General features: G+C 69.7%; 20 protein-coding genes. 6 read left to right on the top strand and 14 right to left on the bottom strand.

Features of this window, described 5'->3' with window-relative positions:
* The first annotated feature begins 37 nt into the window (after positions 1-37).
* A complete protein-coding gene (gene wzt, locus QRX50_RS38220; protein ID WP_285967934.1) occupies positions 38-781 on the top strand; it encodes a galactan export ABC transporter ATP-binding subunit Wzt/RfbE in 744 nt (247 codons plus the stop codon).
* 1 nt (position 782) lies between these two features.
* On the opposite strand, the gene QRX50_RS38215 is transcribed toward wzt, so the two are convergent.
* From QRX50_RS38215 to QRX50_RS38205, 3 genes are all read right to left on the bottom strand, one after another.
* Positions 783-1,487, bottom strand: a complete 705-nt coding sequence (locus tag QRX50_RS38215) for a class I SAM-dependent methyltransferase (protein WP_285967933.1) — start codon at positions 1,485-1,487, stop codon at positions 783-785.
* Positions 1,488-2,193: 706 nt separating this feature from the next.
* A complete protein-coding gene (locus tag QRX50_RS38210) occupies positions 2,194-2,448 on the bottom strand; it encodes a hypothetical protein (RefSeq protein WP_285967932.1) in 255 nt (84 codons plus the stop codon).
* Positions 2,449-2,640: 192 nt separating this feature from the next.
* A complete protein-coding gene (locus QRX50_RS38205) occupies positions 2,641-2,931 on the bottom strand; it encodes an amphi-Trp domain-containing protein (RefSeq protein WP_285967931.1) in 291 nt (96 codons plus the stop codon).
* Between the two features lie 212 nt (positions 2,932-3,143).
* On the opposite strand from QRX50_RS38205, the gene QRX50_RS38200 reads away from it, so the two are divergent.
* The 3 genes from QRX50_RS38200 to QRX50_RS38190 all read left to right on the top strand — a co-directional run bounded on the left by QRX50_RS38200 (position 3,144) and on the right by QRX50_RS38190 (position 5,326).
* Positions 3,144-3,284: a hypothetical protein gene (locus QRX50_RS38200; protein WP_285967930.1), complete on the top strand. Its 141-nt coding sequence runs from the start codon at positions 3,144-3,146 to the stop codon at positions 3,282-3,284.
* 136 nt (positions 3,285-3,420) lie between these two features.
* Entirely contained in the window at positions 3,421-5,136 is a 1,716-nt protein-coding gene (gene ctaD / locus QRX50_RS38195; RefSeq protein ID WP_285967929.1) for an aa3-type cytochrome oxidase subunit I, read from the top strand.
* A gap of 43 nt (positions 5,137-5,179) precedes the next feature.
* Positions 5,180-5,326, top strand: coding sequence for a hypothetical protein (locus QRX50_RS38190; protein ID WP_285967928.1), 147 nt, complete (start codon positions 5,180-5,182; stop codon positions 5,324-5,326).
* Here QRX50_RS38190 and QRX50_RS38185 read toward each other — a convergent pair.
* Positions 5,316-5,888 (bottom strand): TetR/AcrR family transcriptional regulator, encoded by a 573-nt coding sequence (locus QRX50_RS38185; RefSeq protein WP_285967927.1) that lies wholly within the window; start codon positions 5,886-5,888, stop codon positions 5,316-5,318. The genes QRX50_RS38190 and QRX50_RS38185 overlap by 11 nt on opposite strands.
* Before the next feature lie 78 nt (positions 5,889-5,966).
* Here QRX50_RS38185 and QRX50_RS38180 point away from each other — a divergent pair, with 78 nt between their 5' ends.
* Entirely contained in the window at positions 5,967-7,352 is a 1,386-nt protein-coding gene (locus QRX50_RS38180; protein ID WP_285967926.1) for a cytochrome P450, read from the top strand.
* On the opposite strand, the gene QRX50_RS38175 is transcribed toward QRX50_RS38180, so the two are convergent.
* Entirely contained in the window at positions 7,349-8,104 is a 756-nt protein-coding gene (locus tag QRX50_RS38175; protein ID WP_285967925.1) for a hypothetical protein, read from the bottom strand. The two genes, QRX50_RS38180 and QRX50_RS38175, sit on opposite strands and share 4 nt — an antisense overlap.
* A gap of 127 nt (positions 8,105-8,231) precedes the next feature.
* On the opposite strand from QRX50_RS38175, the gene QRX50_RS38170 reads away from it, so the two are divergent.
* Positions 8,232-9,419: a sodium:calcium antiporter gene (locus QRX50_RS38170; protein ID WP_285967924.1), complete on the top strand. Its 1,188-nt coding sequence runs from the start codon at positions 8,232-8,234 to the stop codon at positions 9,417-9,419.
* A 3-nt stretch (positions 9,420-9,422) separates the two neighbouring features.
* Here the strand turns inward: QRX50_RS38170 and pqqE are convergent, their stop codons facing one another.
* The 9 genes from pqqE to QRX50_RS38125 form a co-directional block, all read right to left on the bottom strand.
* A complete protein-coding gene (pqqE, locus tag QRX50_RS38165; RefSeq protein ID WP_285967923.1) occupies positions 9,423-10,517 on the bottom strand; it encodes a pyrroloquinoline quinone biosynthesis protein PqqE in 1,095 nt (364 codons plus the stop codon).
* On the bottom strand, positions 10,510-10,803 hold the full coding sequence (gene pqqD, locus QRX50_RS38160; RefSeq protein WP_285967922.1) for a pyrroloquinoline quinone biosynthesis peptide chaperone PqqD: 294 nt from the start codon (positions 10,801-10,803) through the stop codon (positions 10,510-10,512). Before pqqD ends, pqqE begins: the two co-directional genes overlap by 8 nt.
* A gap of 5 nt (positions 10,804-10,808) precedes the next feature.
* Positions 10,809-11,501 (bottom strand): pyrroloquinoline-quinone synthase PqqC, encoded by a 693-nt coding sequence (gene pqqC / locus QRX50_RS38155; protein WP_285967921.1) that lies wholly within the window; start codon positions 11,499-11,501, stop codon positions 10,809-10,811.
* Positions 11,502-11,504: 3 nt separating this feature from the next.
* A complete protein-coding gene (gene pqqB, locus QRX50_RS38150) occupies positions 11,505-12,395 on the bottom strand; it encodes a pyrroloquinoline quinone biosynthesis protein PqqB (protein WP_285967920.1) in 891 nt (296 codons plus the stop codon).
* Between the two features lie 89 nt (positions 12,396-12,484).
* Positions 12,485-12,580: a pyrroloquinoline quinone precursor peptide PqqA gene (gene pqqA, locus QRX50_RS38145; RefSeq protein WP_220239625.1), complete on the bottom strand. Its 96-nt coding sequence runs from the start codon at positions 12,578-12,580 to the stop codon at positions 12,485-12,487.
* 45 nt (positions 12,581-12,625) lie between these two features.
* Entirely contained in the window at positions 12,626-14,332 is a 1,707-nt protein-coding gene (locus tag QRX50_RS38140) for a PQQ-dependent dehydrogenase, methanol/ethanol family (protein ID WP_285967919.1), read from the bottom strand.
* Between the two features lie 13 nt (positions 14,333-14,345).
* The gene (locus tag QRX50_RS38135; protein ID WP_285967918.1) at positions 14,346-14,807 is read right to left on the bottom strand and encodes an MSMEG_3727 family PQQ-associated protein; all 462 of its coding nucleotides are present in this window, start codon (positions 14,805-14,807) and stop codon (positions 14,346-14,348) included.
* A 354-nt stretch (positions 14,808-15,161) separates the two neighbouring features.
* Positions 15,162-17,414, bottom strand: coding sequence for a catalase/peroxidase HPI (katG, locus tag QRX50_RS38130; protein WP_285967917.1), 2,253 nt, complete (start codon positions 17,412-17,414; stop codon positions 15,162-15,164).
* Between the two features lie 39 nt (positions 17,415-17,453).
* Positions 17,454-18,848, bottom strand: a complete 1,395-nt coding sequence (locus QRX50_RS38125; RefSeq protein WP_285967916.1) for a DNA-binding protein — start codon at positions 18,846-18,848, stop codon at positions 17,454-17,456.
* Positions 18,849-18,860: the final 12 nt, after the last annotated feature.

The following is an 18,860-nucleotide window of genomic DNA, read 5'->3' as shown; positions in this document are numbered from 1 at the left end:
ACTTCCATTCGCATACGAGACGAGGAGGAGCGGCGGCATGGTGAGCATCGAGGTGGCGGGCGCCTCCGTCGACTTCCCGATCTTCGACGCCAAGGCGCGCTCGCTGAAGAAGCAGGTGCTCGGCAAGGTCGGCGGCAAGATCGGCACCGCCGCGATGGTCCCGGTCATCGAGGCGCTGCGCGACATCACGCTGTCCCTGCGCGACGGCGACCGCGTCGGCCTGGTGGGGCACAACGGCGCCGGCAAGTCGACGCTCCTGCGGTTGCTGTCGGGCATCTACGAGCCGACGCGCGGCAGCACGCGCGTCATCGGACGGATCGCGCCGGTGTTCGACCTCGGGGTGGGCCTGGATCCCGAGGTCTCCGGCCGCGAGAACATCCTGATCCGCGGCCTGTTCCTCGGCATGAGCCGCCGGCAGATGGAGCGCCGGCTCGACGACATCGCGGAGTTCACCGAGCTCGGCGACTACCTCCACCTGCCGCTGCGCACCTACTCCGCCGGCATGCGGGTCCGGCTCGCGCTCGGCGTGGTGACCACCATCGACCCCGAGATCCTCATCCTCGACGAGGGCCTCGGCGCGATCGACGCGGCGTTCCTGGCCAAAGCCCGCGGCCGCCTCGTCGACCTCGCCCGCCGTTCCGGTGCGCTGGTCTTCGCCTCCCACGCCGACGACCTGCTGCGCGAGCTGTGCACCACGGCGCTGTGGCTGGACGAGGGCCGTATCCGCGCGCACGGCTCACTCGACGAGGTCCTCGCCGAGTACAAGGAATCCGGCCCGTGAGTCAGACGGCCTCGAGGACGAAGAACAGGAAACACAGGAACGCGTGCTTGTCCCCGAACTCCTCGGGGAACCGCTCGCGCGCGCCCGGCGCCGGGTACGGCTCGCTGATCACGGCCGTCCGGAAGCCGGCCGCGGTGAAGGCGTCGGTCATCGCGTGCAGGGGCCGGTGCCAGTACGTGAGCGTGGCCTTCTGGCCGGCGAAGTCGTACTCCTCCGACCACCGGGTGATCGCGAAGTAGCTCGACTCGGGGTGGACCAGTTCGAAGATGATCGGGTGGTTGACGGCCACGATCAGGCGGCCGCCGGGCTTCAGCACGCGCCGCAGCTCGGCCAGGGGAGTGGACCAGTCCTCGAGGTAGTGCAGCACCAGGGCTGCGATGACGTCGTCGAACTCCGCGTCGGGATACGGCAGCGGCTTGCTCAGATCCGCGACGCGCAGGTCCGCGTCGGCGCCGAGCCGTTGCCGCGCGAGCTCGATCATCTTGACGCTGGCGTCGAAGCCCCGCACCTCGGCGCCGCGGTCGCGCAGCGCGGCGGACACGGGGCCGGCTCCGCAGCCCGCGTCGAGGATCCGCCGGCCGGTCACATCCGCGGCCAGGTCCAGGATCGCGGGCCGCGCGTAGTAGGCGTTGATGAGGCTGGTCTCGTTCTCGGCTGCGTAAGCCTCGGCGAAACTGTCGTAGTCGTTGGTGACGTCGGTAGCCATGCGCCCATCCAACCCACTTCGTGGTCTTCGCCCAATCGGCTCAGCGCGCCGGGCCGGCCAGGCTCCCGCCGATGACGTCGGCCAGTCCCTGCAGCGCGCGGTCAGTTCGCGCCGCTCCCGTGCCGAATACCGCGACAGCGCCTCGAACTGCCGGGCGCGTAGCTTGGTGCGCAGGGCCAGAAGGCGCTTCGATCCATACCAGCGTCCTGTCCGTCACGGCGCCCGGCACGCATTTCGGTGACACCCTGCGGGCCGACGGGGTCGTTCTGATGTCCAAGTGGAGGGTCGCTACTTCGGCGACGCCGATTTCGCGCCGCTGAGGGAAGAACTGGACCGGCGGCGAGCCGTCGTGTTCGTCCACCCGGCGCAGTCGCCGATGCCGCCTCTCGCACGGCGGCGGGTTCCTGCCGTATGCCGCCTACCGATTCTCCGGGCTGACGTCGACCGTCGTGGACACGACACGCGAAGCCGACGACGTGATCTGCGAGCTCAAACGCTTCTACTTCGACACGGCTCTCTCGGCCACTACGGCTGCGACTGGCCCTTCGCTCCTGAACGGGCCGGCGCCTACTGCAACCGGTACCTGGAGCAGTACCCGCGCTTTGCCGACGGCGAGGCTGCCGCGATCGACCGCGGCAGCGCGGAGGTGCTCTTACCGCGCCCGGCCGGCTGATCCGGTGGGACGGCGGCGGCTCCGCCGGTCAGGTCACCGCGCAGAGGTAAGGGTGGTCACCTCGAGCCACTTGCGGCGGTCGAGCAGCAGGTCGATGTCGGCCCACACGGCCTGTTCGACCTCGCGCCGGCTCGTCGGGGGAGTGCGCTCGATTTCCTGGTACAGCAAGGTGATGTGCTGGTCGACGGCGGACAGGTCCGGGCACAGGTACGACGTGCCGGTGTGCCCGGTGACCGTGGTGAGGTCCTCGGGCTCGGAGCGCCGCGCGGACCGCTCGTTGGATTTCATGAAACCAAGCGTCGCAGCGGCGCCGCCCGCGCACATTGCCGCCAGCGGCCGTTGCGGGCCCGGTGCTGCCGGGAATACGTCGATACCGGCCAGCCGGTAGCGTCCGTACCGGCTGGCCGGTATCGACGGGGTACGGCTGCCCGGCACCGGCACCGGTGTCGAGCAGGGGCCGGAGTCAGTTCGCGGACGGGGTCATTTCGCGGCGGCGGCGGCGGTTCGCCGGCCGGTCCGCCGCGTGGCCACCGCGCGGGCCGGTTTCCCGGTCGACCACTTCAGCTCCACTTCGAGCTCCACCTTGCCGCCGTCGATTTCGATCTCGACCTCGATCTCCACCTCATCGGGCACGTGGATCTTCACGGTGCTGGCGCCGAGCGCGAGCTCCACCTTGCCCCCTGCCGCCAGCGCGGCGGCGAGTGCGGCGAGCCGCTGGGCGGCGTCCTCGCGCGAAAGCTTCTCCTCGCGCTTGACCTCGACTTCGGACATGGCTGACTCCTTCGCTCGCTGCCGTTGCCGCGAACAGCACCAGCCGCCCGTCGCCCGCGCATCACCTGCCACGCATGAAGGCGCACCGGGGTCGTCCCCGCACACTCAGCGGCGGAAAAAGGGTCGTGAGGTACGTCTCGCCCCGTTGATTAGTGTGCTAATTATCAGCGTATTATCCATCCGGGCGGTCAGGCGTAAGTAAAGGAGTGGTGATGGACGAGTTCATTCCGGAGCCGAGCCGCGAGGTGGCGGGGCCGCCCGGCGCCGGGGCGCGGAGGATCGCTTTGGCGCTGCTGGCGATGGGCGCACTGGTCTTCGTGCTGACGGTCGCGTTCACCGTCCTGCCGCGATGAACGCCCGCGAACCCGGGCAGGCCTACACGATGTGGTCGGTCTTCGCGGCCGTCCCGGCGGCGTCAGGGCGCGACCGGGGGGCCGCCGCGCTCACCGGGCAGCGCGTGTCGGTCCAAGACCTGGTCAGGAGCCTGTCATGAGCACCGATTCGCCCGCGCGCGTGGTCCCGGTTTCCGTGGCGGTCCGCGCTCACCCGCGCCGGGACTCGCCCCGGGGTTCGCTGGTCGTCCGGCTGCTGCGCACGACGGACCACAAGCAGCTCGGCATCATGTACCTCGTCACCTCGATGGGGTTCTTCCTCATTGGCGGCGCGATGGCGATGCTGATGCGCTCCGAGCTCGCCCGGCCCGGGCTGCAGTTCCTGTCGCAGGAGCAGTACAACCAGCTGTTCACCATGCACGGCACCGTGATGCTGCTGCTGTACGCGACCCCGGTGCTGTTCGGGTTCGCGAACTTCGTGCTGCCGCTGCAGATCGGGTCGCCCGACGTCGCCTTTCCCCGGCTGAATGCCTTCTCCTACTGGCTTTTCCTCTTCGGGAGCCTGATCGTCCTTTCCGGATTCCTGACCCCCGGCGGCGCGGCCGACTTCGGCTGGTTCGCCTACACGCCACTGTCGGACGCGATCCACTCGCCGGGTGTCGGTGCCGATCTGTGGCTCGCCGGGCTGGTGGTGGGCGGCCTGGGCACGATCCTCGGCGCCGTCAACATGGTCACCACGGTGGTCTGCCTGCGCGCGCCGGGAATGACAATGTTCCGGATGCCGATCTTCACCTGGAACATCCTCATCACGAGCATCCTGATCCTCGTCGCGTTCCCGATCCTCACCTCCGCGTTGCTCGGGCTGCTGGCGGACCGGCACCTGGGCGCGCACGTGTTCGACCCGGCCAACGGCGGGGTGATCCTGTGGCAACACCTGTTCTGGTTCTTCGGCCACCCCGAGGTGTACATCGTCGCGCTGCCGTTCTTCGGGATCGTGTCGGAGATCTTCCCGGTGTTCAGCCGGAAACCGATCTTCGGCTACCGCGGCCTGATCTTCGCGACCATCGCCATCTCGGCGCTCTCGGCCGCGGTGTGGGCGCACCACATGTACGCCACGGGCGCGGTGCTGCTGCCGTTCTTCTCGTTCATGACGTTCCTGATCGCCGTGCCCACGGGCGTGAAGTTCTTCAACTGGATCGGCACGATGTGGAAGGGTCAGCTCTCCTTCGAGACGCCGATGATCTTCTCGATGGGCTTCATCGTCACGTTCCTGTTCGGTGGTCTGACCGGCGTGATGCTGGCCGCGCCCCCGATCGACTTCCACGTGTCCGACACGTATTTCGTCGTGGCGCACTTCCATTACGTCCTCTACGGCACGATTGTGTTCGCCACCTTCGCCGGCATCTACTTCTGGTTCCCCAAGTTCACCGGGCGGATGATGGACGAGAAGCTCGGCAAGTGGCACTTCTGGACCACCTTCATCGGCTTCCACGGCACGTTCCTGGTCCAGCACTGGCTCGGCGCCGAAGGCATGCCGCGCCGCTACGCCGACTACCTGTCCACGGACGGCTTCACCGTGCTCAACACCGTCTCGACGATCAGCGCGTACCTCCTCGGCGCCTCGATGCTGCCGTTCCTGTGGAACGTGTTCAAGAGCTACCGCTACGGCGAGATCGTCACGGTCGACGATCCGTGGGGCTACGGCAACTCCCTGGAATGGGCCACGTCGTGCCCGCCGCCGCGGCACAACTTCACCGAGCTGCCCCGGATCCGATCCGAGCGCCCCGCGTTCGAGCTCCATTACCCGCACATGGTCGAGCGGATCCGCGCCGAAGGCCACATCACGCTGACCGGGCACCAGAAGGAGGTCTGACCCGCCACCGCGATTTCTGCCGGCTGTCGACGAAACCGTCACGATGTCGATCGCGGAGTCCCGGGGTTTCGACCGCATCACCCTGCCCTCGCTCGTCGACGAGTGCCATCGGCGGATCAAGGAACAGATCATCGCCGGCGAGCTGGGCCCGGGTGCGGCTGCGGGAATGACCCGCCCCGTCACACGGTGACGTCGACCGCCGCGAACAGAGTCCGCACGCAGATGTCGCGCAGTTCCTCGTGGGTGACCTTCGGTTGGTCGAGCCAGTCGAGGATCAGGGTGGACACGAAGGCCAGCCAGCCGCGCACGGCCAGCCGCGTGGTGTCGGTGACCGGTCGCAGCACGCTGATCGCGGCCAGGATGCGCTCGGTGTTCGCGGCCATCCCGGCTTCGCGGATTTCCCGGATCTCGCGGTCGGCGTCGCCGGCGGAGCGGTGCACGATGCGGTAGCCATCGGGGTGGGTGCGGGCGAACTCGAGGTAGACGTCGAGCCCGGCGCGCAGCTGCTCGGTCACCGGCAGCTCCGGGTCGGGCTCGCTCATCGCCAGCAACTGGTCGCGCTGCCGGCGGACGATCTCGGCGAAGAAGTCCTTTTTCGTGGGGAAGTAGTGGTACAGCAGGCCGCGCGAGACCTGGGCGATCTCCGCGACCTCCTCGATCCACACGTCGTCGTACGGCCGGTTCGCGAACAGTCCGGCGCCGATGCCCAGGAGCTGCTCGCGCCGCTGCTGCGTGCTCAGCCGTGTCCGCATCACGCGAGCTTACTTGACACGGGTTCAGTAGCGGGGGATCGTGACGTTATTGGATCTGGGTTCAATAGGGGAGCGAACGTGGACACCACCGGGATTCCGCACCGGCCGGGCCGGCTGCCGGTGATCGGCGACCTGCTCGGGTCGAACCCGCGCACGCCGCTGCAAGACACCTTGCGCGTCGGGCAGCAGGTCGGGCCCATCTTCACGCGCAAGATCTTCGGGTTCGAGATCGTCTTCGCCGGCGGCGTCGACGTGGTCACGCAGCTCAACGACGAGACGAAGTTCGGCAAGCACGTCGGTCTCGGCATCGAGAACCTGCGCGCGGTGGCGGGCGACGGGCTGTTCACCGCCCACACGCACGAGCCGAACTGGCGGCTGGCCCACGACATCCTGCAGCCGGCGTTCTCCGCCGACGCGATGCGCCGCTATCACCCGGTGATGCTGGAGGTCGCGCACGAGCTGACCGACGCGTGGGACCGCGCGAGCGGCCCGGTGGACGTCGCCGCCGACATGACCCGGCTGACCCTGGAGACGATCGGGCGCGCCGGCTTCGGCTACCGGTTCGGCTCGTTCGAGCGCACCGAGCCGCACCCCTTCGTCACGGCGATGATCCGTGCGCTGCGGTTCGCGCAGCTGCAGAACGTGAAGCTCCCGTTCGTGCGGCGCGCGTTCGCCGGGTCGCCCGCGCAGAACCAGGCCGACATCGCGACGATGAACAACCTCGTCGACGAGGTCATCGAGGCCCGCCGCCGCGAAGGGGGCGAGAGCCGCGACCTGCTCGGGCTGATGCTCACCGAGGGCCACCCGATGACGGGCGAGCGCCTGGACCCGGTGAACATCCGCAACCAGGCCATCACGTTCGTCGTCGCGGGCCACGAGACGACGTCCGGCGCGCTGTCGTTCGCGCTGTACTACCTCACGCGCAACCCCGAGGTGCTGGCGAAGGCGCGCGCCGAGGTCGACGCGGTGTGGGGCGATCGCGAGCCGGGGTTCGGCGACGTCGCGAAGCTGCGTTACGTGCGCCGCGTGCTCGACGAGGCCATGCGCCTCTGGCCGACCGCGCCCGGCTACTCGCGCGAGGCCCGCGAAGACGTGCTGCTCGGCGGCAAGTACCGGATGCGCAAGGGCGACTGGGTGATCGTGCCGCTGCCGCTGGTCCACCGCGACCCGGCGGTGTGGGGGCCGGACCCGGAGAAGTTCGACCCGGACCGCTTCGAGCCCGCCGCGGTGAAGAAACGCCCGGCGCAGGCGTACAAACCGTTCGGCACGGGGGAGCGCGCGTGCGTCGGCCGGCAGTTCGCGCTGCACGAAGCGGTGCTGGCGCTCGGCATGGTGTTGCAGCGCTACGACTTCGAGGCCGATCCGGCGTATGAGCTGAAGATCGCGGAGTCCCTGACACTCAAGCCGAGCGGTTTCACGGTCCGCCCGCGGGCCCGGGCGCGCGCGAAGGTTCAGACGAGCTAGTCGACCAGGTCAGGGGAGTTCTCGGTGTAGCCGAGCAGCAGCAGGCTGCGCTCCGGCAGCAGCCGGGCGAGCTCGTCCCACGCGGCCACGCCGGGTGCTCCGTAGAGGTGCGTCAGGTCGGCGACGACCGCCCGCGCCTCCTCGGCCGAGGGGGCGATCGGGCGATCGAACCCGAGCAGCGAGGCCCCGATCCCGAAGTGGCGATAGCCGTGCGTCGCCATCCGCCGGACGATCGCGTGGTTCTGGAACACGCTCCAGTCGGAGGTGAAGTAGCCGTTCGGGATCCCCGCGATGGCCAGGTCGTCGCGCGCCACGGGCACCCGCTGCACGAGCACGACGTCGTCCAGGAACCCGTCCGGCGCCCGGTTCACCGCCACCAGCGCCGCGACGTCGACCTCGCCGCCCATGCGCTGCCCCGGCAGCTCCTCCCATGCCACCCGCGACCCCTCGAGCGCCGCCGCGACGTGTGCCGCCCGCGCGTCGTCCGCCTTCCGCCGCAGCGCCGGGTCCTCGTCTTCGCCGTCGTCGAACCAGAGCCGTTCGTCTTCTGTCGCGTGCAGGTTCGTGTACAGGCACTGGTCGACGTCGTCGAGCGTGCACAGCACCCGCGCGGCCGTGTCCTCGCCCCGCAGTTGAGCCAGCACGTCGAGCACCTCGGCGAACCCGCCGACCTCGTCGAGGCGGGCCACGGTGTTCGTGTCCACCCGCCCCCGCCGAACCTCTTGGGCCGCGTCGTAGCGCGTCACTCGCATGCCCGCATCCTGCCACCAGGGAACGCGGGTCCTGGCGGCCCCATCGACAATGCGGCCGGCGACAGCGGAATCCGGTGAATTCCGCCGCCGAACGGGCACATTGGTCCCCACAATTTCACGGGGGTGAGTGGGCATAGCCGAATCGACGGCGACCTGCGACGATCGGATGCCGGGGGCAGTGACTGGCTGTCGGTCGACCCGAGCACTGACCTTTTCGGCCCTCTCGGAAAGGAACGCCGGTACTATGTCGATAGTGATTTTCTTCGCTGGTGCGGCATTGCTGATCTACAGCGCGGAGAAGCTGATCACCTACCTCGTCGGTGCGGCGGCCGGCCTGCGTGTCTCCATATTCCTGCTCGCGATCGTCTTCACCGGGATCGAATTCGACGACGTCGCGCTCGGAGTGGCGCTGAACGTGGAAGATCTCGGTGACGTCGCGCTCGGGACCGTATTCGGCACGGCCATCTCGATGATCGGAATAGTGCTCGCCCTGGCTGCGATCGTTTCGCCGACGAAGGTGAACATTCCGCGCCCCTACCTCGTGCTGTTCGCCGCCTCGCCGTTGGTGCTGATCCCGTTCATCGTCTTCGCGCCGCTCACGCCGATCTACGGTGTGGTGCTCGTGCTGCTGTTCGTGCTCTTCATCGGCTACGTGGCCACCCGGGAGCTCAAGCGGAGCACGCCGGTCTTCCGCAACGCCGAGATCCTCGAGAAGCTGGAAGTCGGGGCGGGACCCAGTACGAGCGCGACCGGCGACGCGACGCCGCGAAGCCCCGCCGACGTGCCCACCGACAAGCCGCCGTTCGTCGTGACGATGCCGTTCGACAAGGAGCGCCCGATTCCCGGCTGGGCCGCGATCGCGCTGGCCGTGCTGGCGCTGGCGGGCCTCGTCGCCGGCGCCGCCATCACCAGCTACGGCACCAAGGGCATCCTGGAGGATTACCACATCCAGGGTGCGCTCTTCGGCGCGACGATCGCCACCCTCGTGCTCACGCTCGAAGACATCTTCCTGACCGTCGAACCCACCCGCAAAGGCGCGCCCGAGCTCGGGGTCGGCAACGTCATCGGCAGCGTCGTCTTCGGCGTGACCGCGAAGCTCGGCATAATCCTGCTCGCCGGCGGCAGCATCGACGTCGACGGGAACGTGCTTTCCTGGCACCTCCCGGTCCTCGTCGGCATGACCGCGCTCGCGGCGTACTTCCTCGCCACCCGCCGGCTCCGGCGCTGGCACGGGTTCGTGCTGCTCGCGCTCTACATCGCCTACTGGGCCGTCAGCTTCACCGTGTTCGGCGGAGCACCGATCGAAACGGATTGAGCGTCACGAGCGGGCACGGCCGGCGCGGTGCGGCCGGGGGAGCAACGGAAGATCGGTCCGCGAATCGGCGTTCGCGGTCTCGACCACCCGGGCCACGAGGTCGTGGTCGGGCGAGAGGTGGCACACCGGGTCGGTGCGTGCCGCGTCGCCGGTGAGCTGGAACGCCTGGCAGCGGCAGCCGCCGAAGTCCAGTTCCCGCCGATCGCAGCCGCGGCAGGGATCCGGCATCCAGTCCGTCCCCCGGAACGCGGTCATCACGGGGGCCTCGGCCCAGATCCGCGCCAGCGAGTCCTCCCGCACGCTCGCCCGCGGCAACGGCAGGGATTGGGCGGCGGGGCACGGCAGGACGTCGCCGTTCGGCGTCACGGTCAGCTGGCGGGACGCCCAGCCGCCCATGCAGGGCTTCGGATAGCGGCTGTAGTAGTCGGGCAGGACGTAGAGGACGTCCATGCGATCCCGCAGCCGCTCGCGGGCGGCCCGCACGACGACCTCGGCCGCGTCGAGCTGGTCCCGGCTCGGCAGCAGCGCGGCCCGGTTGCGCAACGCCCAGCCGTAGTACTGGGTGTTGGCCAGCTCCACCCGGTCGGCGCCCACCTGTTCGGCCAGATCGAGCACGTCGGCGACGCGGTCGATGTTCTGCCGGTGCAGCACCACGTTCACGGTGAGCGGCCACCCCAGTTCCTTGACCACGCCCATGGCCTCGATCTTGCGGCCGAAGGACGGGGTCCCGGCGATCCGGTCGGACACCGCGGGTTCATCGGCCTGGACGCTGATCTGCACGTGGTCCAGACCGGCGGCCCGCAGTTGCTCCGCTCTCGGCCGCGAGAGCCCGAGTGCGCTGGTCACGAGGTTGGTGTAGAGGCCGAGCTCGTGGGCCTGTGCCACGATCTCCACCAAGTCGCGGCGCAGCAACGGTTCCCCGCCGGACAGGTGACACTGCAGCACCCCCAGCTCAGCCGCTTCGGCCAGCACACGCCGCCACTCGACCGTCGCCAGCTCGTCGGTGTAGTCGGCGAGGTTCAGCGGGTTGGAGCAGTACGAGCAGGCCAGTGGGCAGCGGTAGGTGAGCTCGGCCAGCAGTCCGAAGGGGCTATCCATCGGCCGGCTCCACACAGCGCCGGGCGACGAGCCGGGTCAGGAACCGCCGCACCTCGTCGTCGGGGACGCTCTCGTACCGCGCGCCCAGCTCGGCCACGATCTCGGCCACCGTGCGCCGCCCGTCGCACAGCTCGAGGATGGCCGCGCCGCTGGCGTTCAGCACCACCACGGTCTCGGGCAGTTGCAGCACGTGCTGCTGCCGGGCCGGGTTGAACGCCAGCCGGACGTGGCGCGCCAGCCGCGGTCGGTCCGACGTGGACACTTCGGGTCGGGTCGTCGAGTCCATGGCGCTCACTCCGGGTAGGTTCGATCGATCGCGTCCATCAGGCTCCACAGGACATCGCACTTGAACGACAGCGCGTCGACGGCGCGGGCCTGGGACTCGGCGGACCGGCAGTGCGCGGTGACCACTTCGAGGGCGTGCTCGCAGTCGCGCGGGGCCTGGTCGAGGCGGGCGCGGAAGTAGGCGAGGCCCTCGGGCGCGATCCACGGGTACCACCGCTCGAACGCCGCCAGCCGCTCGGCCATCAGGTCGGGGGCGAACAGCTCGGTGAGCGACGACGCGACCGCCTCCACCCACGGGCGGGTCCGGGTGAAGTTCACGTAGGCGTCGACCGCGAACCGCACGCCCGGGACCAGGTGCCGGTGGTCCAGGACTTCTTCGCGGGTGAGCCCGGCGGCCTCGCCGAGCCGCAGCCACGCCTCGATACCGCCCTCCCCGGCGTGGCGGCCGTCGTGGTCGAGGATCCGGCGGATCCAGCGGCGGCGGACTTCGAGATCGGGACAGTTGGCGAGGATCGCGGCGTCTTTGCGGGGGATGTTCTCCTGGTAGTAGAACCGGTTGGCCACCCAGCCCCGGATCTGTGCGCGGCTCAGCCGGCCCGCGTTCATCCGGACGTGGAACGGGTGCTGGTCGTGGTAGCGGCGCGAGTGGGCCCGCAACGTCTCGACGAACTCGTCGGTGATCCCGGTTGTCGTTGTCATGCGCTACACCTCGACCTCGAGTCCGTCCACGGCCACCTCCATGCCGGCGGCCGCCACCCGGCGCCGCTCGGCCGTGTCTTCCAGCAGGACGGGGTTGGTGTTGTTCAGGTGCACGAAGATCACCCGCCCGACGTTCAGCGACTTCAGCTGCGCCAGCGTGCCGTGCGGGCCGTCGAGGGGCTGGTGACCCATCTCGCGCGACGTCTTGCCGGCCAGGCCGAGCCGCACCAGTTCGTCGTCACGCCAGCAGGTCCCGTCGATCAGCAGGCAGTCACAGCCCGCGATCTCCGCGCGCAGCGCCGGGGTCAGCGCCTGCACCCCCGGCAGGTAGACCAGATGCCGTCCGCTGCGTTCATCGGTCAACCGATAGCCCACCACGCGACCGTGGTCCGCACCGGAGCCGAAGCGGTCCCGCTTCGTGGTGGGCACGTCGAACGCCCGGCAGGACAGCCCGTCGGCCAGCGGCACGTCGGCGCCGGGGACCACCGCTCGCCAGTCGACCGGACAGTAGAGCTCCAGCGTGCGGAGCAGCCCCGAGCCGTCGCGCAACGTCTTGTGCACCGCCGGCGTGGCGTGCAGCCGCAGACCGCGGGCCTCGCGCAGCAGCAGCAACCCCAGGGTGTGGTCCAGCTCGGCATCGGTGAGCAGCACCGCCTCCAGCGGTGAGGTGCGGTCCCCGTCTCGCGGCCACAGCCTGGGGAACGCCTCGATCTGGGTGCGGACGTCGGGCGAGGCGTTGATCAGGAACCACGACCGGCCCTCGGCGCTCACCGCGACCGAGGACTGCGTGCGCGGGGGTCCGGCCCCGGACCGGACGGCGGTGCAGACCGGGCAGCCGCAGTTCCACTGCGGGGAGCCGCCTCCCGCAGCCGAGCCCAGTACCCGCAGCCACATCCCGGCACTCCGTCCGTGGTCGTCCGAGCGGGCGGAGGGCGCCGGGCCGAAGCCCGGCGCCACCCACATCCTCTAGTCGTCCAGCTGAGCTAGTCGTCCAGCTGAGCGATGTACATGGTCACCTCGGGCGCGACTCCGATCTCGTCGAACTCGGGCGTCTCCCACACATCGAGTCGAGACTCCATGGACTCACCTCCTCTGCCCGCATCGCGGCGGGTTCTCCTGAAGCGTCACGTTGATTCCGGGAGGGCGAAGACGAACAGGGCGCTTCCGTGCCCCGCACCCAGCATGCCGGGGAGGAATCCCTCGGCCCACCCGCCCCAGCCGACGGGCACGGCGACGTACTGCCGCCCGTCGACCGTGTACGTGGTCGGGCTGCTGTGGTGGCCGCTTCCGCACTGGAACTGCCAGAGCTGCTCTCCGGTGCGCGCGTCGAGCGCGTTGAACTCGCCGGTGGCTTCGCCGGCGAACACCAGGTCGCCGCCGGTGGCCAGCGTCGAGGCGCACATCGGCAGTTCGTTGCGCCAGCGCCACTTCTCCTCGCCGTTGCCGTCGAACGCGCTGACCGACCCGGTCATGTCCTCGGCGTCCACCTGAACCCCGGCGCCCCAATACGGGATGCTCTCCTTGAACTCCCGGCGGCGCCGGGTGGCCGTGGCCCCGGTGTCCTGGACCGGGACGTAGAAGAGCCCGGTCTTCGGGCTGTAGGACGCGTGGGTCCATTCCTTCGCGCCGGCCGGACCCGGGTAGAAGTGGACCGGTTCGCCCTCCTTCTCGGGGTACAGCTTGGCCGTGACCCGGCCGTCGCGAGTGACCGCGCCCCAGGTGATGCGGTCCACGAACGGGGTGACCTGAATCAGCTCGCCGTTGGTGCGATCGAGAACGTAGAAGTAGCCGTTCTTGTCGAAGTGCCCGAGCAGCTTGCGGCCGTCCTTCTCGAACAGGATGCACTCGGCGATGCTGTCGTAGTCCCACAGGTCGTGCGGCGTGCACTGGTGGTGCCAGCGGATCTGCCCGCTGTCCACGTCGACGGCGACGATACTGTCGGTGTAGAGGTTGTCGCCTTCCCGGACCTCGCCGTCGAAGTCGGGCGCCGGGTTGCCGGTACCGACGTAGAGCAGGTTGGTCTCCGGGTCGAACGTGCTGGTGAGCCAGCAGTTCGCACCGCCGCGCGCCCAGGCTTCGCCGTCGGCGGGCCAGGTCTCGGAGCCCGGTTCCCCGGGCTTCGGCACCATGTAGCAGCGCCACTGGTGCTCGCCGGATTCGAGGTCGAACGCGTCGAGGTGACCGCGCACGCCGAACTCGCCGCCGGAACTGCCCACGATGACCATGTTCTTCACGACCAGTGGCGCGACGGTGGCGCTCTCACCGGCCCGTACGTCGCCGTAGGTCTTGGTCCACACCATTTTCCCACTGGTCGCGTCGAGCGCGAGGAGCCGGGCGTTCGCCGTGACGAAGAAGACCTTGCCCTGCGCGACGGCGCATCCGCGGTTGACGTTGCCGCAGCACAGCGAAACGTCGAACGGCACGGCGTGCTTGTACCGCCAGATCTCCACCCCTGTTTTCGCGTCCAGGGCCCAGATCCAGCCGTCCCAGCCGGTCACGAACATGATCCCGTCGACGACGATCGGGGCGGCTTCGAACGAGTAGGTCGACGCGCCCGCGATCAGGCCGGTCGTGCCGGCCTGGAACACCCAGGCGGGAGCGAGACGCTTGACGTTGTCGGTGTTGATCTGGTCCAGCGGGCTGTAGCGCTGCCCGTCGTAGGCGCCGTAGTAGGTCAGCCAGTTGTGCGGTTCGTTGCGGGCGTTGAGGATGCGCTCGTAGTTCACGCCGGCCGTGACCGGCGGAGCGAGATCCCCGCCTGGCATCTTGTAGCTCAGGTTTCCCTGGTCGATGGCCTCACCGGCGTCGACGTAGTCTTCCGAGGTCGTCATGTCCTCCTCCTTCCTACGGTTGCGGCTGGTCGGGTCGGTCCAACCGGGCCTCCGGCGGCGCGTCGCCCAGGACGACGATGGCCCCGGTCAGCCCACGGCCCTCGTCGTTGCCGGTGGGCGAGCAGAACCAGTAGTAACCCGGGCCGTCGAGGTTGAGCGTCGCCCGGCCACGCGAATGATTCACCAGCCAGATGAATTTGCGGTCGCCATTGCTCGGCAGGAGCGCGCAGTGGGTGTTCTTGTCGTCGTTGATGAGCTCGAGGTCGATATCCCCGCCGTGGGGCATCACGAGAATCGAGGGATCCCACATCAGCTCGTCCTCGTTGATGCGAATGGTGGCCTGCATGCGGCCATCCGATCCCTCGCTGGCTCGCTCGATCTTTCCGGTACCGAGCACACGGCCCAGCGTTGCGTGGTTTTGCACGTCCAGCCCGAGCTCTTTGAACAAGTCGGTCCGTTCTGGCGCTGTCGTCATCGGCTTTCACCTTCCTCATCCCGATCTTCGTACCGACTTCGCATCGGTCGCATCGAAGGTGCTCGGGCGCGGTGACGCGCATTCCCGCACGGAAATTATTCAGAATTCGATCAATTTTCCCCGCGTCGTCCGTCGTCCGACCCGAAATCGGCCCTCGATAGGCACGCTACGCCGGAGAAAACACGCCGACAAGCGCAGCGGACGTGCGGGCCGGCGCGCGCCGTTCACCTCGAATCGACGACCGTTCGCACTCGATTCGGCCCCGTCGGGCAGCGGGCGGCTCACCCGAAACCTGTCCCGAGCCCGGCCGGCGGCCCCCGGTGAAAAACTCGGCCGGCCGAGAACGCGGCCGGATCACGAGCGGAGGTCGTACCGGTCGAGGTTCATCACTTTGTCCCAGGCCGCAACGAAATCACGCACGAAGTGTGCTCCCGCGTCATCGCTCGCGTAGACCTCCGCGAGCGCCCGCAGTTCGGAGTTCGAACCGAAGACGAGGTCGACGCGGCTCGCCGTCCACTTGATCCCGCCGGTGCTCCGGTCGCGGCCCTCGAAGGTCTCGGCGAGCGAACCGGACCCCGGCCGCGGCTGCCACTGCACCCCGGTGTCGAGAAGGTTCACGAAGAAGTCGTTGGTCAGCGACCCGGGCCGGGCCGTGAGCACGCCCAGCGGCGACTGACGGTGGTTCGCTCCGAGGACCCGCAGACCGCCCACGAGGACCGTCATCTCCGGCGCGTTCAGGCTCAGCAGGTTCGCGCGGTCGACCAGCTGCTGCTCCGGCCGCAGCCGGCCACCTTTCCCCCGGTGGTTGCGGAACCCGTCCGCGGCCGGTTCGAGCGCGGCGAAGGACTCGACGTCGGTCCATTCCTGTGTCGCGTCCATGCGGCCCGGGGCGAACGGGACTTCGACGTCGTGGCCCGCGTTCGCGGCGGCCCGTTCGACGGCGGCGGCCCCGCCGAGCACGATCAGGTCGGCGAGCGAGATCTTCTTGCCCCCGTTTCGGGCGCGGGCGAAGGACTCCTGGATCTCCTCCAGGGTGCGCAGCACCCGCGCGAGCCGGCCGGGCTCGTTGACCGGCCAGCTTCGCTGCGGCTCGAGGCGCAGGCGCGCCCCGTTCGCGCCACCCCGCTTGTCGCTGACGCGGAACGTCGAGGCCGAGGCCCAGGCCGTGGAAACGAGCTCGGAGACCGACAGCCCGGAAGCGAGGATCTCGCGCTTGAGCGCTGCGACGTCCGCCGCGGAGACGAGTTCGTGGTCCACCGCGGGGATCGGGTCTTGCCAGAGCAGGGGTTCACGGGGGACCAGCGGTCCGAGGTAACGCTGGATCGGGCCGAGGTCGAGGTGGGTCAGCTTGAACCACGCCCGAGCGAACGTGTCCGCGAGCAGGTCCGGGTTTTCCCGGAACCGCCGGGAGATCGGTTCGTAGACCGGGTCCGCCCGCAGTGCGAGATCCGTCGTCAGGATCGTCGGCGCGTGCGTTTTCGCCGGGTCGTGGGCGTCGGGCACGGTTCCGGTTCCGCCGCCGCCCCGCGGGATCCATTGCCACAGACCGGCGGGGCTGAGCTCGAGGTCCCACTCATAGGCGAACAGGGTCTCGAAGAAGCTGTTGTCCCACTTCGTCGGGGTGGGAGTCCATGTGCCCTCGAGCCCGCTGGAGATGGTGTCGGCGCCCGTGCCCGTGCCGTAACCGCTTCGCCAGCCGAGGCCCTGCTCCTCCAGCGCGGCGCCTTCGGGTTCGGGGCCGAGGTAGGTGTCCGGCTCGGCAGCGCCGTGGGTCTTGCCGAACGTGTGCCCGCCCGCGATCAAGGCGACGGTCTCCTCGTCGTTCATCGCCATGCGGTGGAACGTCTCGCGGATGTCGCGCGCCGCGGTGAGCGGGTCCGGGACGGTGTGCGGTCCCTCCGGGTTGACGTAGATCAGCCCCATCTGGGCGGCCGCGAGCGGGCGCTGCAGGTCCCGGACGCCGCCGTGGCGCTCGTCGCCCAGCCAGAAGTGCTCGGGACCCCAGTAGACATCGTCGTCGGACTCCCAGACGTCCGCCCGCCCGCCCGCGAAGCCGAAGGTCGTGAAGCCCATCGTCGCCAGGGCGCGGTTGCCGGCGAAGACCATCAGGTCGGCCCAGGAGATCTTGCGCCCGTACTTCTTCTTCACGGGCCAGAGCAGCCGGCGCGCCTTGTCGAGGTTGCGGTTGTCCGGCCAGCTGTTCTGCGGGGCGAAGCGCTGCATGCCCGTCGCCGCGCCGCCCCGGCCGTCGTCGATGCGGTAGGTCCCGGCACAGTGCCAGACCATCCGGATCACGAGCGGGCCGTAGTGGCCGAAGTCGGCGGGCCACCACGGCTGCGAGGTCGTCAGGACCTCGTCGACGTCTTTCGCCAGGGCGTCGAGGTCGAGCGTCCGGAACTCGGCGGCGTAGTCGAAGTCCCGCCCCCAGGGGTTGGCCGCGGCGGGGTTTTTCCGGAGGATGTCCAGGTCGAGCCGGCTCGGCCACCAGTCGCGGTTGCTCGCGGGCGGGGCCGGGCGCCCGGCGCGCGTGGCCGCGCCGGGCAGGCCGAGGCCGCCCGCGCTGCGGTCGTTCGTTTCGCCGACAACGGCGTCAGGACTGTCGGACACCGGTGAATCCTTCCGAGTGATGCGGTGGTGGCGGGGAGCTCAGAGATCCAGCGCGCGGCGCACGGCCGGAGCGTTGCGGCGGGAGACCGGCACCATCTCGTTCGCGCGGCCGTCCATGACGAGCCGCAGCTCGCCCTTGTGGCCGCGCTCGATCTCCCGGATGCGGCTGAGGTTGACCACATACCGGCGGTGCACCCGCAGAAAGCCGGCCTCCGCCAGTTCGGTGTCGAGCTTGTCCAGGCTCGGCGAAGCGGCTCGCAAGCGCCCCTGCGCGGTGGACAGCCACACGTCGTTGCCCTCCGATTCCGCGAAGGAGACTTCCGGCAGGTGCAGCAGCACCATCCGGCTGTCCCGCATCCCGACCACCCGGCGCGGCCGCACGCGAGGGCTCGCGGCCGCCTCCGCCTGGGGCAGCTGTACCCCGTTTGAGACGCCGAACGAAACCAGGTGCCCGATCAGCCGAGCGGAGGAGAAGACGGGCCGGATGCTGATCGCGGTCGGCTCGTCGGCGAGGTGGGTGAAGATCTGCGTCGAGCCGACCCAGTCGGGGTTGTGGGCTGCCTGCTTGCTGGCGTGCCGAGCGGCTGCGATCAGTTCCGGGAGCCCGGGGTTCCAGCGCAGCGTCGAGTCGATTGCCGGGGTCGAAGCCGGGACGCCCATGAGCACACTCGCCGTGTCGTCCGCGATCACCGCCTTGCCCGCGGTGTCGACCGCGGCGAGCGGTGTGCTGGAGCGGACGCTTGCCTGGGTGTAGGCCGCGAGCAGCTCGGCGCCGCTGTCGCGGGCGCGCCGCTTCAGCGCGCTCTGGGTCTGGGCGACCGCCTTCGTCAGCCACCCGCCCGCGGACGGGGGGAGTTGGCTGCGCCAGCACGAGAGGTTCAGGCCGCCGATCGGCTCCCCGGTCACCACGTCACGCACCGCGATGCCCGCGCCGACCCAGTTGTGGAACGCCTGGCACCAGTGCTCCGCGCCGCTGATCAGCACCGGGCCGTGCGCCTCGAGCGCCGTACCCATGCCGTTCGTGCCCGCCGCGCATTCGGACCAGCAGAACCAGGGCGCCAGGTTGAGGTCGGCGGCTCGGGCGAGCGTGCCCGGGTCGCCCCAGTCGCCGAGGATCCGTCCGGCCGCGTCGGTGACGCTGACGACGCCGGGCAGGCTTCCCATCTGGTGGGCCACCGAGGCGGCGCGGAAACCCAGCTCGGCGAAGACGACATCGTGTTCGGGCGTGGGACTGCGCTCGGCGACGGCGACCGGGGCCTCGGTCAGGTGCGGATCCACCCGGTACTGCTCCCGGCACCGGTGCCAGGAGATCGCCACCACCGGCCGGACGCCGGGGACCTGGTCCTCGCCCTGCACGAACCGCTCCCAGGCCGCGAACACGGCGCTGCCGGCGGGGCCCGCCGCCTTCGGATCGAACCGATGCGCCTCGTTCATGGTGCGGAACCA

Source organism: Amycolatopsis sp. 2-15 (genome assembly GCF_030285625.1).
Taxonomy (GTDB): domain Bacteria; phylum Actinomycetota; class Actinomycetes; order Mycobacteriales; family Pseudonocardiaceae; genus Amycolatopsis; species Amycolatopsis carbonis.
Note: the sequence above shows the minus strand (reverse complement) of the source record. Positions and strands in the feature narration are given on the sequence as shown.